At 66.3% G+C, this 15,304-nt stretch carries 14 protein-coding genes; 6 read left to right on the top strand and 8 right to left on the bottom strand.

All coding sequences use genetic code 11. The annotated features are described in order from the left end of the window. Nucleotides 1-45: 45 nt before the first annotated feature. The 3 genes from AC1D14_RS04380 to AC1D14_RS04370 all read right to left on the bottom strand — a co-directional run bounded on the left by AC1D14_RS04380 (nt 46) and on the right by AC1D14_RS04370 (nt 3,554). Nucleotides 46-1,251, bottom strand: a complete 1,206-nt coding sequence (locus tag AC1D14_RS04380; RefSeq protein WP_476881142.1) for an NAD(P)-dependent malic enzyme — start codon at nt 1,249-1,251, stop codon at nt 46-48. 275 nt (nt 1,252-1,526) lie between these two features. After that, the gene (locus AC1D14_RS04375; RefSeq protein ID WP_230119898.1) at nt 1,527-2,126 is read right to left on the bottom strand and encodes a TetR/AcrR family transcriptional regulator; all 600 of its coding nucleotides are present in this window, start codon (nt 2,124-2,126) and stop codon (nt 1,527-1,529) included. A gap of 126 nt (nt 2,127-2,252) precedes the next feature. Continuing rightward, entirely contained in the window at nt 2,253-3,554 is a 1,302-nt protein-coding gene (locus tag AC1D14_RS04370) for an MFS transporter (RefSeq protein WP_476968088.1), read from the bottom strand. Nucleotides 3,555-3,658: 104 nt separating this feature from the next. On the opposite strand from AC1D14_RS04370, the gene rraA reads away from it, so the two are divergent. The 3 genes from rraA to AC1D14_RS04355 all read left to right on the top strand — a co-directional run bounded on the left by rraA (nt 3,659) and on the right by AC1D14_RS04355 (nt 7,709). Beyond that, nucleotides 3,659-4,180: a ribonuclease E activity regulator RraA gene (rraA, locus tag AC1D14_RS04365; RefSeq protein WP_476968087.1), complete on the top strand. Its 522-nt coding sequence runs from the start codon at nt 3,659-3,661 to the stop codon at nt 4,178-4,180. Nucleotides 4,181-4,343: 163 nt separating this feature from the next. Continuing rightward, nucleotides 4,344-6,008, top strand: a complete 1,665-nt coding sequence (locus tag AC1D14_RS04360; RefSeq protein WP_230119876.1) for an MDR family MFS transporter — start codon at nt 4,344-4,346, stop codon at nt 6,006-6,008. Nucleotides 6,009-6,269: 261 nt separating this feature from the next. Continuing rightward, nucleotides 6,270-7,709 (top strand): sugar porter family MFS transporter, encoded by a 1,440-nt coding sequence (locus AC1D14_RS04355; protein WP_230119877.1) that lies wholly within the window; start codon nt 6,270-6,272, stop codon nt 7,707-7,709. A 120-nt stretch (nt 7,710-7,829) separates the two neighbouring features. Here the strand turns inward: AC1D14_RS04355 and AC1D14_RS04350 are convergent, their stop codons facing one another. Next, the gene (locus AC1D14_RS04350; protein ID WP_476881145.1) at nt 7,830-9,101 is read right to left on the bottom strand and encodes an MFS transporter; all 1,272 of its coding nucleotides are present in this window, start codon (nt 9,099-9,101) and stop codon (nt 7,830-7,832) included. A gap of 27 nt (nt 9,102-9,128) precedes the next feature. Continuing rightward, a complete protein-coding gene (locus AC1D14_RS04345; RefSeq protein ID WP_230119879.1) occupies nt 9,129-9,572 on the bottom strand; it encodes a MarR family winged helix-turn-helix transcriptional regulator in 444 nt (147 codons plus the stop codon). A gap of 252 nt (nt 9,573-9,824) precedes the next feature. Here AC1D14_RS04345 and cycA point away from each other — a divergent pair, with 252 nt between their 5' ends. Next, nucleotides 9,825-11,285, top strand: coding sequence for a D-serine/D-alanine/glycine transporter (gene cycA / locus AC1D14_RS04340; RefSeq protein ID WP_476968086.1), 1,461 nt, complete (start codon nt 9,825-9,827; stop codon nt 11,283-11,285). Between the two features lie 76 nt (nt 11,286-11,361). Here the strand turns inward: cycA and AC1D14_RS04335 are convergent, their stop codons facing one another. Together AC1D14_RS04335 and AC1D14_RS04330 are read right to left on the bottom strand one after the other, a co-directional pair. Beyond that, on the bottom strand, nt 11,362-12,297 hold the full coding sequence (locus AC1D14_RS04335; protein ID WP_476881147.1) for a hypothetical protein: 936 nt from the start codon (nt 12,295-12,297) through the stop codon (nt 11,362-11,364). Nucleotides 12,298-12,301: 4 nt separating this feature from the next. Then, a complete protein-coding gene (locus tag AC1D14_RS04330) occupies nt 12,302-13,051 on the bottom strand; it encodes a TetR/AcrR family transcriptional regulator (protein WP_476968085.1) in 750 nt (249 codons plus the stop codon). A gap of 102 nt (nt 13,052-13,153) precedes the next feature. Here AC1D14_RS04330 and AC1D14_RS04325 point away from each other — a divergent pair, with 102 nt between their 5' ends. Next, entirely contained in the window at nt 13,154-13,831 is a 678-nt protein-coding gene (locus AC1D14_RS04325) for a DUF2306 domain-containing protein (RefSeq protein ID WP_230119883.1), read from the top strand. Here AC1D14_RS04325 and AC1D14_RS04320 read toward each other — a convergent pair. After that, nucleotides 13,828-14,247 (bottom strand): winged helix-turn-helix transcriptional regulator, encoded by a 420-nt coding sequence (locus tag AC1D14_RS04320; protein WP_476968084.1) that lies wholly within the window; start codon nt 14,245-14,247, stop codon nt 13,828-13,830. The genes AC1D14_RS04325 and AC1D14_RS04320 overlap by 4 nt on opposite strands. Before the next feature lie 104 nt (nt 14,248-14,351). Here AC1D14_RS04320 and AC1D14_RS04315 point away from each other — a divergent pair, with 104 nt between their 5' ends. Then, on the top strand, nt 14,352-15,224 hold the full coding sequence (locus tag AC1D14_RS04315; protein WP_230119885.1) for an SDR family oxidoreductase: 873 nt from the start codon (nt 14,352-14,354) through the stop codon (nt 15,222-15,224). The last annotated feature ends 80 nt before the right edge of the window (nt 15,225-15,304 follow it).

The raw sequence follows: 15,304 nt of genomic DNA, 5'->3' as shown, positions 1-15,304 counted from the left end.
TCGGGCTTTCAGTCAGCCGTTGTCAGCTGCCGCCCTGGCAGCCGGTCAGACGGCGTCTTCCGCTGCCGCGGCAGCCACTGCAGCGGTGACGGCCGGTGCCACCCGCGGGTCCAGCGGGCTGGGCACGATGTAGTCGGCGGACAGTCCTTCCTCGGCCAGCTCGGCGATGGCGCGGGCTGCAGCAAGCTTCATGGCGGGGGTGATGCGGCGGGCGCCCGCGTCGAGGGCGCCGCGGAAGATGCCGGGGAAGGCCAGCACGTTGTTGATCTGGTTGGGGAAGTCGCTGCGGCCGGTGGCCACAACGGCGGCGTACTTGGCGGCAACCTCGGGCAGCACTTCGGGGTCCGGGTTGGACAGCGCGAAGACGATGGAGCTGTGGTTCATCAGCTTGAGGTGCTCCTCGTCCAGCTTGGAGGAGGAGACGCCGATGAAGACGTCGGCGCCGAGCAGGGCCTCACCGGGACCGCCCGCAATGCCGCGGGGGTTGCTGCGCTGCGCCATCTGGGACTTCTTGCTGGCGGGGTCCGCGGCAATATCGGCGCGCTCGGCGTTGATGACGCCGCGCGAGTCCAGCAGGACCACGTCCTTGACGCCGGCCGTGAGCAGGATTTCAGCGACGGCGATGCCAGCGGCTCCGGCGCCGGAAACCACGACGCGCAAGCCTTCGAGCTCGCGGCCGGTGACCTTCGCGGCGCCGGTCAGGGCTGCGAGGACCACGACGGCGGTGCCGTGCTGGTCATCGTGCATAACCGGGCAGTCCAGGGCCTCGATGAGCTTTTCTTCGAGTTCGAAACAGCGGGGGGCCGAGACGTCTTCGAGGTTAACGGCACCGAAGCTGGGGCGCAGGCGGACAAGCGTTTCCACGATCTCGTTCACGTCCGTGGTGTTGAGGACCAGCGGAATGGAGTCCAGCTCGCCGAACGCCTTGAACAGGGCGGACTTGCCCTCCATGACGGGAAGGGATGCGCTGGCGCCGATGTTGCCGAGGCCAAGCACGGCGGTTCCGTCGCTGACCACCACCACCAGGCGCTGGGCCCAGGTGTGGGTCTTGGCGAGATCCGGGTTGGCGTGGATGGCGCGGCTGACCTGGGCGACACCCGGTGTGTAGGCGATGGAAAGATCGCGCTTGTTGGCGAGGGGGACGGTGCTGGCGATGGAGAGCTTGCCGCTCTCGTGGGCCGCGAAGATTTCCTGCTCCGTCAGCGCTTCGGCCGCGGTGTTGTCAATGGTGGCGATCGTTTCAGTGGACACGTCGTTGTCTCCTGGGCTAGCCGTGGGCGCACGGCACAGTATGGCTCAAGCATTGGAGCTCAAGATGGTCAGGTGCGTGCTTCGCTGACGGCCCAAAGGGTGGGGGTCCGTCCGGAAGCCCGCGGGTACGGGTTGCTAGCCACTCCGGTCCTGCAATGGTAAACATTGCGCGGCCGCCTGTTTGCCAGCGGAGGGACCACTTGACGTGGTTTGCGGGGTTCTTGTGGCCTAATTCACCGAAATGGTAGCAAAAAGGGGCTACTGGTCTAGACCAGTTACGCCGTGTGGCGCATGGACCGCGGCCGCGGAACCAGCAGCGAGCACGCTTTCTTGAGGTCTTCTTCCGCCTCGAACAGCGACAACCGGCGGCAGCGCACCGACTGGACTAGACCAGTGACGGTCAGCAGCAGCACCCGCGAGACGGCGGCGTCGCCACTGGCACCGGTGACAGCCCGCTCCGACAGGGCATCGATCTCACGCAGCAGCGCCGTGGTGTCCCGGTCGTTGACGTACACACCCTTGGTCAGGCACTGCTCCACGGCAGGCTGCATCACGCGCATATGAAAAATTTCCATCACCACACCGGACAGGGCATGGATCCGCACCGTTCCGGCACCCGGCCAGCTGCCCACCTTGAGTTCGCTCAGCTGGTGCCGGTACAGCGCCAGCATGAGGTGCGTGGCGGACGGGAAGTAGCGGTACAGCGTGCCAAGGGGAACGTTTGCCTTCGCAGCCACTTCGGACAGGGTCACAGATTTGAGGCCCTTGCGGGCGAAGCCGGCCGCGACGTCCAGGATCCGGGCATAGCGGGCCTGCTGCCGGGGCAGGGACGGAGGGGCGGCCATGGGCGGAAGATCTGGATTTAATTCAAGCATCATCAGTCCGGAGGGTTGAGATTCCTGCGGCAGCCAGGAGAGTCCCCATCCCAGTCCTGCCCGCAATTCGGACTCAACTATACGGCACTGGGGTTTGGGGCTCGCCTGCAGGCCACGGGCGTCTGGTCAGTCGACGCCCTTGATCTTGACCACGAAGACGGCGCCCAGCAGGCCGATCACGGCGGCGGCGACGTAGAGGGACACGTAGCCGCCCCAGAGCGTGACGAACGGCCAGGCGAGGGCCGGGGCGATGACCTGCGGCAGGGAGTTCGCGATGTTGATGACGCCCAGGTCCCTGCCCCGGTCCCCCGCACTGGGCAGGACCTGGGTGATGAGCGCGAAGTCCACCGCGAGGTAGGCGCCGAAGCCGATCCCCAGGACGCTGGCGCCCACGATGCCGCCGGTCCACGTCGGAGCAAAGGCGAGGATCAGGGATGCCAGCGCAATGATGACCGAGGACGCGATAACCAGCGGCTTGCGCTTGCCCGTGCGGTCGCTGAGCCGCCCGCCGATCACGCTCGTGATGATGACGAACACCGCGTAGAGGCCGGTCAGCACCAGCACGCCAAAGGCAGGCTCGAGCCCCGCTGTCTCCTTCAGGTGTACGGCGTCCGACAGGAAGAACAGCAGGTACAGCGTGACCATATGGTTGCCGATGTTGACCAGCAGCCGGGTGATCCATGCCCACGCGAAGTCGGGGTGGCGCAGCGGGCGGATGAAGCCGAGCAGGAAGTCTGCCCAGTTCAGCTGCGGCCTGGTTCCGGCGGGGAGCGGCGCGTCCTCATTCCTGAAGAGGTACATCACCACGCCGGCCACCAGGGCAGCTGCGCAGACCACGTAGCCGAGTGCGAAGTTTCCGCTGACGACGGCGCCAATCACCGCGCCGATGAGGATACCCACCGTCTGGCCCATTGCGGCCAGCCCTCCCACCGTGGCGCGCTGCGGCACGGGGACGCGGTCGGGAATGGCGGCGGTGATGGCGGCGTAGGCACCGTTGCAGCCAGCCTGCACCAGGCACCAAAGAAGGGTCATGATGGCAACGTTGGGCGCTCCGGCCAGGCCGATCAGCGCGCTTGCCCCGAGGGCAGCACCCACCAGCACCCACGGCACCCGGCGGCCGAACCGGGAGGTTGTCTTGTCACTGAAGGCACCGAAGAGCGGGTTCGCCACCAGTGACACCGCCGCCCCTGCACCGGTCACGAGGGCCAGGATGGCTTCCTTCTGGCCGGCGTCGAAATGCTCGGCCTGCTGCGCGAGGAGAATCTGGATCGGTCCGAAGAACGCGGCGTTGATGCCCAGGTTGACCAGCACCACGCCGGTCGTCCACAGCGGCCTGACCCGGGCAGTCGGCTCGGCGAGCGCCGTGGCCGCCCTTTGCCCCGCCAATCCAGGCTCGGGAACTGCACCGGGAATGTCGGACAGACTCATGGCAGGCTCCCCTTGTAACGGTTTTGATCGTGTGAAATCAGACTATCGTGGGCATCACAGACCCGCTGCTATGGCCGCGCACGCCGCTATCGAGGAGAACCACAATGACCGCTTCCCCCGCCAGCAATCCCACGGTTAGCCAGGGCCCAGCCGAACCCGCCGCCGTCAACACGGCCGACCTCTACGACGAACGCGGCGAGGAGCTGGCCTCCATCGCCCTGCAATTCCAGTCGCTCGGCGGCCGCACCCATTTCAGCGGTCCCGTCCGGACTGTCCGGTGCCTCGAGGACAACGCGCTGGTCAAATCCACCCTGGCCTCACCGGGCAACGGCGCTGTGCTGGTGGTGGACGGCAGGGGTTCGCTGCGGACGGCGCTGATGGGGGACATGATCGCGGCGAGCGCCGTGGCAAACGGCTGGGCCGGCGTCGTCATCAACGGCGCCATCCGGGACCGCGAGGCGATCGCGGAACTGCCTCTCGGCGTCAAGGCGCTGGGCAGCAACCCGCGCAAGAGCGCGAAGGCCGGCGCCGGCGAGACGGACGTGGACCTGCTGATCGACGGCGTGACCATCCGCACGGGTACCACTATCTGGTGCGACCCGGACGGCATCCTGATCGAGCGGTGATGCGTGAGATCCCGGCACTTACGAGGCGTCTGAGTGCCGGGATCTAACCTCTCGGTGAAGGGTGCGGCAAGAAAATTCAGCCAGCGGGAACAACGCGGGAAGTAATATAGTTACTGAAAGCAACTATCAATCGCGATCCCCCGTTTCTGACCCTGGAGCAGCCATGTCCAAAACCACCGCAGGACCCGCGCCCGGAGAGGCCCTGACCAAGCGCCAGACCATCACCGTCATGGTGGGGCTCATGCTCGGAATGTTCCTGTCTTCGCTGGACCAGACCATCGTGTCCACGTCCATCTACACCATCGCCAACGACCTCGACGGCCTCTCACTGCAGGCCTGGGCCACCACGGCGTACCTCATCACCTCCACGGTGAGCACGCCGCTGTACGGCAAGCTCAGCGACATCTTCGGCCGACGCCCGCTGTACCTGGCCGCGATCGTAATCTTCCTGGCCGGCTCGCTGTATGCAGGCTCGGTGCATTCCATGACCGAACTGGCCGTCGCCCGCGGCATCCAGGGCATGGGCGCCGGCGGCCTGCTGGCACTCGCGCTGACCATCATCGGCGACATCGTTGCGCTCAAGGACCGGGCCAAGTTCCAGGGCTACTTCATGTCCGTCTTCGGCATCTCCTCGGTGCTCGGCCCCGTGGTGGGCGGCGCGTTCGCCGGCTCTGCAAACATCCTCGGCTTCGACGGCTGGCGCTGGGTCTTCTTTATCAACCTCCCGATCGGCCTGGCCGCCCTGGCAGTGGTCTTCCTGTACCTGCACCTGCCGGCGAAGCACATGAAGCAGAAGATCGACTACTGGGGCGCCGCCGCCATCACCCTGGCCATCGTTCCCCTGCTGCTCGTGGCCGAACAGGGCCGCAGCTGGGGCTGGACCTCGACAAGCTCCTTCGTCTGCTACGGCCTGGGCGTCGTCGGCGTCGTCGCGTTCCTGCTGGCCGAGAAGCGCGCCGGCGACTACGCCCTCATCCCGCTCCGCCTGTTCAAGAACATCACGTTCGGACTGTCCTCGCTGCTGAACTTCATCATCGGCATCGGCATGTTCGGCGCCATCGCCATGCTCCCCATGTACCTGCAGCTGGTGAAGGGCCTCACCCCCACCGAGGCGGGCCTCATGATGATCACGTTCACGGTGGGCATCCTGTTCGGCTCCATCACTGCCGGCCGCACCATCTCGTCGTCGGGCACCTACCGGATCTTCCCCATCCTGGGCACCGCCATCCTGACGGCGGCCGCCGTCGTCATGGGCTTCTCGCTCGGCGTGGACACCGGGCTCTGGGTTCCCGGCCTGATCGCGGTGTTCTTCGGCCTGGGCCTGGGTTTCTGCATGCAGCCGCTCACCCTGGCCATGCAGGTCTCCGTCCCGCCTAAGGACATGGGCGTGGGCACCTCGTCGGCTGCGTTCTTCCGCTCCATGGGCGGCGCCGTGGGAACCGCCGTCTTCATTTCCATGCTGTTCAGCCTCGCGGCGGACAAGATCGCCACCGGCATGAAGGACGCCGTGCAGAACGCCGACTACCTCAAGGTCCTCAAGGATCCCGCCGTGGCCGCCGATCCCGCAAACGCCAAGCTTTACGAGTTCTTCAAGAACGGCGCCAGCAATGATTCCCTCAACGACACCAGCTGGCTGCACACGGCCAACCCGGTGCTCACCCGGCCCATCACCGAGGGCTTCGCCCAGTCGATCGACGCCGTCATGCTCACCGCCGCCGTGCTTACCGGGATCGCCTTCCTGATCAGCTTCGCACTGCCGAACAAGAAGCTGACGGACCCGAAGGCGGTCGCTCAGAGAGCAGGATCTGAGTCCGTGCCGGCGCACTAGCCATCTTCGGCGGGCACGCCCCGTAAACACATCGCGGGAGGCTGTCTTTTAGGCTGCCTCCCGTTGTGTTTTCCCGTCAGCACCCCGGTGAAGACGACGACGGCGGGCCGCCCCGCCGCCGTCGTCTTCTGTCCCCAAGTGGAACGGCAAGCGGTGACGTGGCACACTGTTAGGCGCGTGTGCGCCGGCCGTCTGGGCCGGTACCGCAGCCGACGACGTCCGCACCGCATTCACCCATCCCCAAACCCCCGAGGGAGAACCATGCCCACCGCCAAGGAGCAACCAACCGCCAGGATCCCGCAGCGGGTCATTTGGCTCGCGCTCGCCGGCGCCGTGGGCGGCTTCCTGTTCGGTTTCGACTCGTCCGTGGTCAACGGTGCAGTCGACGCCATGAAGGAAGAATTCGCCCTGAGCGAGGGTGTCACCGGCTTCGCCGTGGCCGTGGCCCTGCTGGGCTGCGCGGCCGGTGCGTACATGGCCGGCAAGGTGGCCGACCGCTACGGCCGGATCCCCGCCATGAAACTGGGCTCGCTCCTGTTCCTGATCAGCGCCATCGGCACCGGCTTCTGCTTCGGCGTCTGGGACCTGATCTTCTGGCGGCTCGTGGGCGGCCTGGGCATCGGCCTGGCCTCGGTGATCGCGCCGGCCTACATCTCCGAGATCTCACCGCGGCACGTTCGCGGGCGCCTCGCATCGCTCCAGCAACTGGCCATCACCACCGGCATCTTCGCCGCACTGCTGTCCGATGCACTGTTCGCCACCTCCGCCGGCGGCGCCGACCAGCCGCTCTGGCTGGGCATCGAGGCCTGGCGCTGGATGTTCCTCGCCGCCGCCGTCCCCGCAGTTGTCTACGGCGCCGTCTCCTACACGCTGCCCGAATCCCCGCGCTTCCTGGTCTTCCAGGGCAAGGAGGATCAGGCGCGCAAGGTCTTCGAATCCATCGCCCCGGATGAGGACACCGAGCGCCACCTCCGTGAAATCCGCGAAGCGATCGAGGAAGACCAGCTCGCAGGCAAGAAGGGTTCACTGCGCGGCAAGGTGTTCGGGCTGCAGGCCGTGGTCTGGATCGGCATCACGCTCTCCGTGCTGCAGCAGTTCGTGGGCATCAACGTGATCTTCTACTACTCCACCACGCTGTGGAAGGCCGTGGGCTTCCAGGAGAAGGACTCGCTGACCATCTCAGTGGCCACCTCCATCACCAACATCCTGGTGACCCTGGTGGCCATCGCCCTCGTGGACCGGATCGGCCGCCGGCCCATCCTGCTCGCCGGCTCCATCGGCATGGCGGTATCGCTGGGCGCCATGGCCCTGGCCTTCGCCTCGGCCAAGGGCACCGGTTCTGACATTTCGCTCCCCGGCGCCTGGGGCCCCGTTGCCCTCGTCGCGGCCAACGTCTTCGTGGTCAGCTTCGGCGCCTCCTGGGGCCCGCTCGTCTGGGTGCTGCTGGGCGAGATCTTCCCGTCCCGGATCCGCGCCCGCGCCCTGGGGCTGGCCGCCGCCGCCCAGTGGATCGCCAACTTCGCCATCACCCTGAGCTTCCCCATGATGGCCGCAGGCTCGCTGCCGCTGACGTACGCCATGTACGCACTGTTTGCCGCAGCATCGTTCTTCTTCGTCATGTACAAGGTGCCGGAGACGAACGGCATGTCGCTGGAACAGGCTGAGACCCTGTTTGTTCCCAAGGGGTCCGTTAAGGTCTGACCGGCTCTTGGCTCCCCCGGCATGAAACGGAAGACGCCCACGTTCCTGAGGAACGTGGGCGTCTTTTCCTATATCAGCGCGTCCCATGCCAGCGCAGACGCCTGGCTGCGGACGTCCCGCTCAGACCACGTGGGGCTCGTGGGCCGCCAGGTACCGGCGCCCGCCCAACACAACGGCGATGGCCACCACCATGGCTGCCGCTCCCGCAAAGAACGGCACCTGGGGACCGAAGTGTTCGCCCAGCTGTGCCGCGGCGAACGGGGCCAGCGCGCCGCCCATCCAGCGGACGAAGTTGTAGCCTGCCGAGGCAACCGGCCGCGGCGAGTCCGATACGCCCATCGCGAGTTCGGTGTAGATCGTGTTGTTGATTCCCAGCAGCGCACCCGAGACCACCACCAGCACCACAACCACCGGCACCGAGTGCCCGGCGGCGAGGCCCAGCCCGATCAGGTCAAGCATCAGCACGGCGAGCGTGCCGGTGAGCACCCTGGTTGCGCCGAAGCGGTTCTGGAGCACCGGCGCCACGAAAACGGAGAATACCGCGACGGCGATGCCCCAGCCAAAGAACACTCCGCCGATGCCGTACGCGTCCATGCCCAGGATGAAGGGCGTGAAGGCGAGAACCGTGAAGAAGCCGTAGTTGTAGAACAGGCCGCTGGCCGCGGTCGTCCGCAGTCCCTTGTGGCCCAGGGCGAGCAGCGGGTCACGGAGCCGTACTTTGCGTTCGGGGAGAGGCGTCTTGGGCAGCAGGGCGATGAGGGCAATGAAAGCGGCCGCCATGAGTACGGCGGTGCCGAAGAACGGTGCCCGCCACTGCCAGCCACCAAGGAACGCGCCGAGGAGCGGGCCCAGGGAGATGCCCAGCCCCAGGGCGGCCTCGTACAGGATGATCGCGGTGCCTGCACCGCCGCTGGCCACTCCCACGATGACGGCCAGCGCCGTGGCCACGAAGAGCGCGTTACCCAGGCCCCAGCCGGCGCGGAACCCGATCAGCTCACCCACACTGCCCGACGTTCCGGACAGGGAGGAAAACACCACGATGACGGCCAGGCCGGCCAGCAGGGTCCGCTTGCCGCCGATCCGCGAGGAAACGAAGCCGGTGATCAGCATGGCGACGGCGGTGACCAGGAAGTAGCTGGTGAACAGCAGCGAGACCTGGCTGGGGCTGGCATCCAGGTTCTTGGCGATGGCCGGCAGGATGGGGTCCACGAGGCCTATGCCCATGAACGCGAACACCGCCGCGAGGGCAGTGGCCCACACCGCCTTGGGCTGTTTGAGGATCGAGGCCTTTTCCGCCTCGAGCGTTTCCTGCACCGCGTTTTCCTGCACTGCGTTTTCCTGCACTGCGTTTTCCTGCACTGCCGGCAGAGTCTCTGCGCGCTGGCCGTCCATGGATGGCACTCCTAAGTGTTGGCTGTTTCAGTTCTGAAGTGAGCTGTTGATTTTGTCGATAACGGGCAGCGCGGCGGCGAGGGCCTTCCGGTCGTCCTCCGTGAGCGCCGCCAGGATCCCGGCCATGACGGCGTTGCGGCGCTCATTGGCGGAGTCGACGGCGGCACGGCCTTCCGTGGTCAGCACCACCCGGACGGCACGTGAGTCGTCCGGGTCCGCTTCGCGGCGGGCGAGGCCGGCACGTTCGAGCTTGATGACCTGTTCGGTGGCGCTGGGAACTTTCACGCCGAGGTTGCGGGCGATCTCCCCCACGCGGACGCCGTCGTCGAGCAGCATTTTGAGCGTGCTGAGCTGGGCGGCGCTGAGATCGCCGTCGGCGTCGAGGCGGCGCACGAGGTACACGCTGTGGCGCAGCGCCTCACGGAAGTCCTGGGCGAGGGTCTGCAGCTCGGTTTGTTCGCGTGTGCTCATAGTTAGGTAGCCTAATAGTTAGGCACCCTAACAGTCAAGTGCAGTTAGCCCGAACGAACACTTGGGGCCCCTGGAAGTCGCCGTCTGCCCCCTCGCGAAGACAGGGCGTACAGCCCCCGCCGCTCCGGCGGGCCGGGGATGGGGCAGCTGAGACGGGTGATACGTCGTCCTGCGCGACCAGGATGTAGGTTGGAGACGCTGATTTTGTAACCGCCACCACCCTCGCGGCGGACTTTCCAAAGGATTTTGCACATGTCTGAGCAGACAACCACTGGGCAGAGAACTGCCTCCAGCCGGGACAGCGAGCCCCACCTTTCACGCTCGCTGAGCAACCGGCACATCCAGCTGCTGGCCATCGGCGGCGCCATCGGCACCGGGCTGTTCATGGGCTCCGGCAAGACCATCTCGGTGGCAGGGCCGTCCGTGATCTTCGTATACATGATCATCGGCTTCATGCTGTTCTTCGTGATGCGGGCCATGGGCCAGCTGCTGCTGTCCAACCTCAACTACAAGTCGTTCAGCGACTTCGCCGGGGACCTCCTGGGCCCCTGGGCAGGCTTCTTCACCGGCTGGACCTACTGGTTCTGCTGGGTGGTGACCGGCGTGGCCGACGTGATCGCGATTGCCGGCTACGCCAACGAGTTGTGGCCAGGCATCCAGCTGTGGATCCCCGGCTTGGCCACCATCGTGATCCTGCTGCTGCTGAACCTGCCCACGGTTAAGACCTTCGGCGAGACCGAGTTCTGGTTCGCGCTGATCAAGATCGTGGCCATCGTGGCGCTGATCGCCGTGGGCCTGGTGATGATCTTCACCGGTTTCCAGTCCGACGCCGGCACGGCCACTTTCACGAACCTTTGGAACCACGGCGGTTTCTTCCCGCGCGAGTTCATGGGCTTCGTGGCTGGCTTCCAGATCGCGGTCTTCGCATTCGTGGGCATCGAGCTGGTGGGAACAGCCGCGGCCGAAACCAAGAACCCGGAACACAACCTGCCCCGCGCCATCAACGCTATCCCGCTGCGCGTCATGCTGTTCTATGTCGGCGCACTCGTCATCCTGATGTCCGTCACGCCGTGGACCGAGTTCCAGGCGGGCCACAGCCCGTTCATCGGCATGTTCTCGCTGGCCGGGCTGGGGATCGCGGCAACCGTAGTGAACCTCGTGGTGCTGACATCCGCCATGTCCTCGGCCAACTCCGGGATCTACTCCACCTCGCGCATGGTCTACGGGCTTGCCAACGACGGCGACGCCCCCAAGGTCTTCGGCCGTCTCTCCAGCCGCAAGGTCCCGCAGAACGCCCTGTTCCTCTCCTGCGTGCTGCTGCTCGCCGGCGTGGCACTGCTATATGCAGGCAAGGACGTGGGAGTGGCGTTTGACATGGTGACCACCGTGTCCGCCGTCTGCTTCATGTTCGTCTGGTCCATCATCCTTGCCAGCTACCTCGTGTTCCGGAAACGCCGCCCCGAACTCCACCGGGCCTCAACCTTCAAGATGCCCGGCGGCATTCCCATGGTGTGGGTGGTCTTCGCGTTCTTCGCGTTCCTGGTCTGGGCACTGACGACGCAGCCGGACACGCTCACGGCGCTGCTGGTCACGCCGATCTGGTTCGCTGTCCTTGGCGCGGCCTACGCTGTGGTCCGCCGCTCGCCGCTGCACCAGGCACGCGTGGCGGAATGGAAGGCAATGGAGGCCGCCGAGACGGCGTCAGCCAGCTAGCTCGAATTTCCGAAGGCAGGCACCGGGATCTTCGCCCCGGTCCCTGCCTTTTTTGTCGTCGTTCCAGGGCTCGAGGTTACTGGTGCCCGTACCACTCGAGTACACGCAGCGCCCTGAGCGTGTTCCACCGGCTCGGCCGTCCGTCGCCGACCTCCAGGGCGAAATGCACCCGCCCGGGATGGGTGTTCTCCAGCAGCCAGGTCCCGTCGGACCGCCGCTTCGAGCGCAGCACCCCGACCGCCTCGGCCATGCGTTCATCCGGCGGTCCCCCGACAGCCCGGAAGTACTCAAGTCCGCGGAGCACGTCGTAGAACCAGCGTGTGGGGTACGAGAACTGCAGCCAGTCCCGGTCGATCAGCTCCCCTGTGCTCTTGCGCCGGAGAAGGGCGCGCTCCAGCAGATACTCCTCGCCACGCCGCCGGGCCGCGACCGACGCCGGCGTCCCCCCGGTGGCCCGTTCATGTTCCAGAAGCCCTTCGAGTACGTTGATCGTCGTCGCGAATGACGACCGCGTGGAGCCTCGTTCCGCCTCGCAGTTCCAGCCGCCGTCGGTAAGCTGCTCACCGAGCAGGCGCGCAACCACACCGTCGACGTTCTCCCCGAAGTAGGCGCCGAGGGCGACGGCCTTGCCGTTGATGCACGGCTCCACCTCGCCTTCGAAGAACGGCTGGCCACCCTCTTCCCAGCGGCTGTTCTCCCGGACGAGCTCGACGGCGCGGCGGGACGCATCGCTGCGGGGATCCAGGCCGAGGTCGCGCAGGAGCAGCAGGCTATAGGTCGTGGCGGTCCAGGGCTGGCCATTCTCGGAGCCATCGTAGGATGACGGGAAGAACGTGCCCCCGTCCCATTGGCCGTCCTCGCCTTGCAGCTCGAGCATGCGGGCACCCCAGCCTTCTGAAGAAATGCGGGCCCGCTCGGCGAGTACATCCTCCTCCGGCGCGTCGGTGAGGTCACGCAAGACCTGCCAGCGGACCGAGGGGTCAGAGTCGAGCAGCCAGTCGAGGACCTCCATCCCCTCAACCTATGGCGTCGGACCATCCCTGGTCCAGCTTCGCCCTCTTCGAGGTCCAGTCCTGGTGATGAAGTCGCTCAAAGCCGTCAAGGAGCAGATCGAGGGCGAACTCAAACTCAAACTGGTCGTCACAGCCCCGCCCAACCACTTGGCCGTCATCGTGTGTGGCCGCCATGGCGACCTGCAATATGCTCGGATAGCGTGCAGCCATCTCCCGGTACATTGCGGCCTGCACCTCCGGGTGCATCTCGGCCTGGCCACCCGCCGCCTGGCCTGCCGGATCGTCGAACAGCTCCTGGGTAAAGCCCCACATGCGGCTGCCGAGGGCATGCATGACGTGGTGGGTGAGATCGACAGAGAAACCGCCGGCCAGGAACATCGCGATAAACGAGTCCATGTACCCAAGCACGGCCGGCGTCCTGTTGGTACGGGATTCCAGCACCGGGCGGCCCCAGGGATGCCTGAGGAGCGCCCGCCTCGCCGAGAGCACCCTCAGCTTGACCGCAGTTTTCCAGCCTGCATCGCCGACTGGAGGATCGATCTCGCCGACCAGCGTGCCCACCATCCCGTCGAGAAGTTCCTCTTTGTTCGCCACGTGCTTGTACAGCGCCATGGGCACCACGCCGAGCTCCTGCGCCAGCCTGCGCATGCTGACCAGCTCGATGCCCACCTCATCGGCAAGCCGGACGGCGGCCTCCAGCACGCGGTCCCGACTCAGGGGGACCCGGCGCGCAGTCTCCATCTGCTGAGTCATGTGCGCACCTTCCCTTTGCCGTTTTCCATTGACAAGTGTACACCGTACACCTATGGTCAGGCATGAGGTGTACACCGTACACCGGGAAGCGGAGGATTCGACATGCCAACTGAAATTATCGGTGCCCCGACGCTCGTCAGGCTCCCCCGGGCCCAGTGGCCCGTGCCTGCCGGGCTGATCCTCCTCAGCCTGATCCCGGTGATTTTCGGGGCCCTGCGCCTGACCGAGTTGACGGCCGGGGCTACCATCACGCCGCAGAACGCGCGGTTTTTCGCGTCACCAGTCCCGGTGGTGACGCACATTGCGAGCGTCACCGTGTACTCCCTGCTCGGAGCGTTCCAGTTCGTTCCCTCACTGCGACGCCGGCATGGCTGGCACCGCATCGCCGGCCGCATCCTGATACCAGCCGGCCTGCTCGCCGCCCTCTCCGGCCTGTGGATGTCTGTCTTCTACGCCCTCCCGGACGGCCACACCGACGTCCCGCTCCGGCTGTTCTTCGGGACGGCAATGCTGGTGAGCATCGTCCTGGGCCTCGTCGCGATCTGGCGCCGTGACTTCGTACGGCACAGCGCCTGGATGACGCGCGCCTATGCGATCGCCGTCGGCGCGGGAACCCAAGCCCTGGTCAGCATCCCCTGGCTACTGCTGGTGGGCCCAACCGACGTTCCGACCCGCGCGGTGCTCCTGGGGGCGGGCTGGGTGATCAACGTCGCGGCGGCGGAGTACGTCATCCGGCGGCGCTCTCAGCTGTCCGCGCGGGCGTCCCGGCAGGCTGCTTAGCTTCGAACGGCTTTAGAGGCCGGCCCAGAATCCGCGGAACCCGGCCGATGGTTGACGATCCCGTCCGCGTGCTCGGCAATCCAGGCGACCAGGGGCAGCATCAGCGAGGCAAGGTCATGGCCGCTGGCGCTGAGGCTGTAGTCGACCCGGGGAGGAATGATCGACTGGGCGTCGCGGCGCACGAACCCGTCGCCTTCGAGGGTCTTCAGGGTTTGTGCCAGCATCTTCTCGCTGATGCCTTCGGCGCGCCGGCGCAGGTCACTCCAGCGCTGCGGCCCCTCGGACAGGGCGACCAGAATCAGGACGCCCCACTTGCTCGTGACATGGTCGAGAACAGTCCTGCTGGGACAGCCCGCGGGGAAAATACCGTCAGCAAAGGGAAATACAGGCTCGCTGACCTGGGCACTAACCTTCATGCAGGTACCTTACCTTAAAGTGCGTACTCTCTTCTGGGAAGTATCCAACCGGGCGAACGGTTTGCATCAGTGACACTCACTCCACTGGTGAAAGGCAATAAACCATGACCATCGTCGTTACCGGCGCCACCGGCCAGCTCGGCCGCCTCGTCGTCGAAGCACTTCTCAACCGCAACGTTCCCGCGGAACAGATCGTGGCCGCCGGCCGGAATCTTGCCAAGATCGCCGACTTCGCCGAGCAAGGCGTCCAGGTCCTCCCCATCGATTACAACGACGCCGATTCCCTGCATCAGGCGTTCAAGGACGCCGAGAAGGTGCTGCTGGTCTCCGGCAGCGAGGTCGGCCAGCGTATTGAGCAGCACCGGAAGGCCATCGACGCCGCCCGTGAGGCGGGCGTCGGACTGATCGCCTACACCAGCATCGCCAACGCTGACAGGACCGGCATGCAACTGGCCGCCGAACATCAGGCCACGGAACAGGCCCTCCGTGATTCGGGCCTGCCCTTCACTTTGCTCCGCAACAGCTGGTACCTGGAGAACTATACCGACCAGCTTGCCGTGCAGCTCCAGTACGGCTCCGTGCTCGGCAGCGCCGGGGATGGCAAGGTCAGCGCCGCCACCCGGGCCGACTACGCCCAGGCCGCTGCAGAGGTGCTGCTCAGGGACGACCAGGCCGGCAAGGTCTACGAGCTCGGGGGTGACGAGCCGTTTACCCTCAGCGATCTCGCCGGAGAGGTCAGCGCCGCCACGGGCACGCCGGTGAAGTACCAGGACCTGCCGGCGGAACAGTACGCGCAGGTGCTCGTCGATGCCGGGCTGCCTGAGGCCTACGCCGCCATCCTTGCGGACAGCGACCTCGGCATCGCCCGGGGCGATCTGCTCGTGACCAGCGGTGATCTGAGCTCGCTGATCGGCCGGCCCGCGACTCCCATGCGCGAGGCCGTGCAGGCAGCGGCCGGCACCGTGTCCGCCGGCTAGCGCACGACGCAAACGCACGGCGCAAACGCACGGCGCAAACGCACGACGCCGGAACTCACCTGAGCTCCGGCGTCGTGCCT

It is taken from the genome of Arthrobacter sp. P1_B11 (assembly GCF_056406715.1).
Note: the sequence above shows the minus strand (reverse complement) of the source record. Positions and strands in the feature narration are given on the sequence as shown.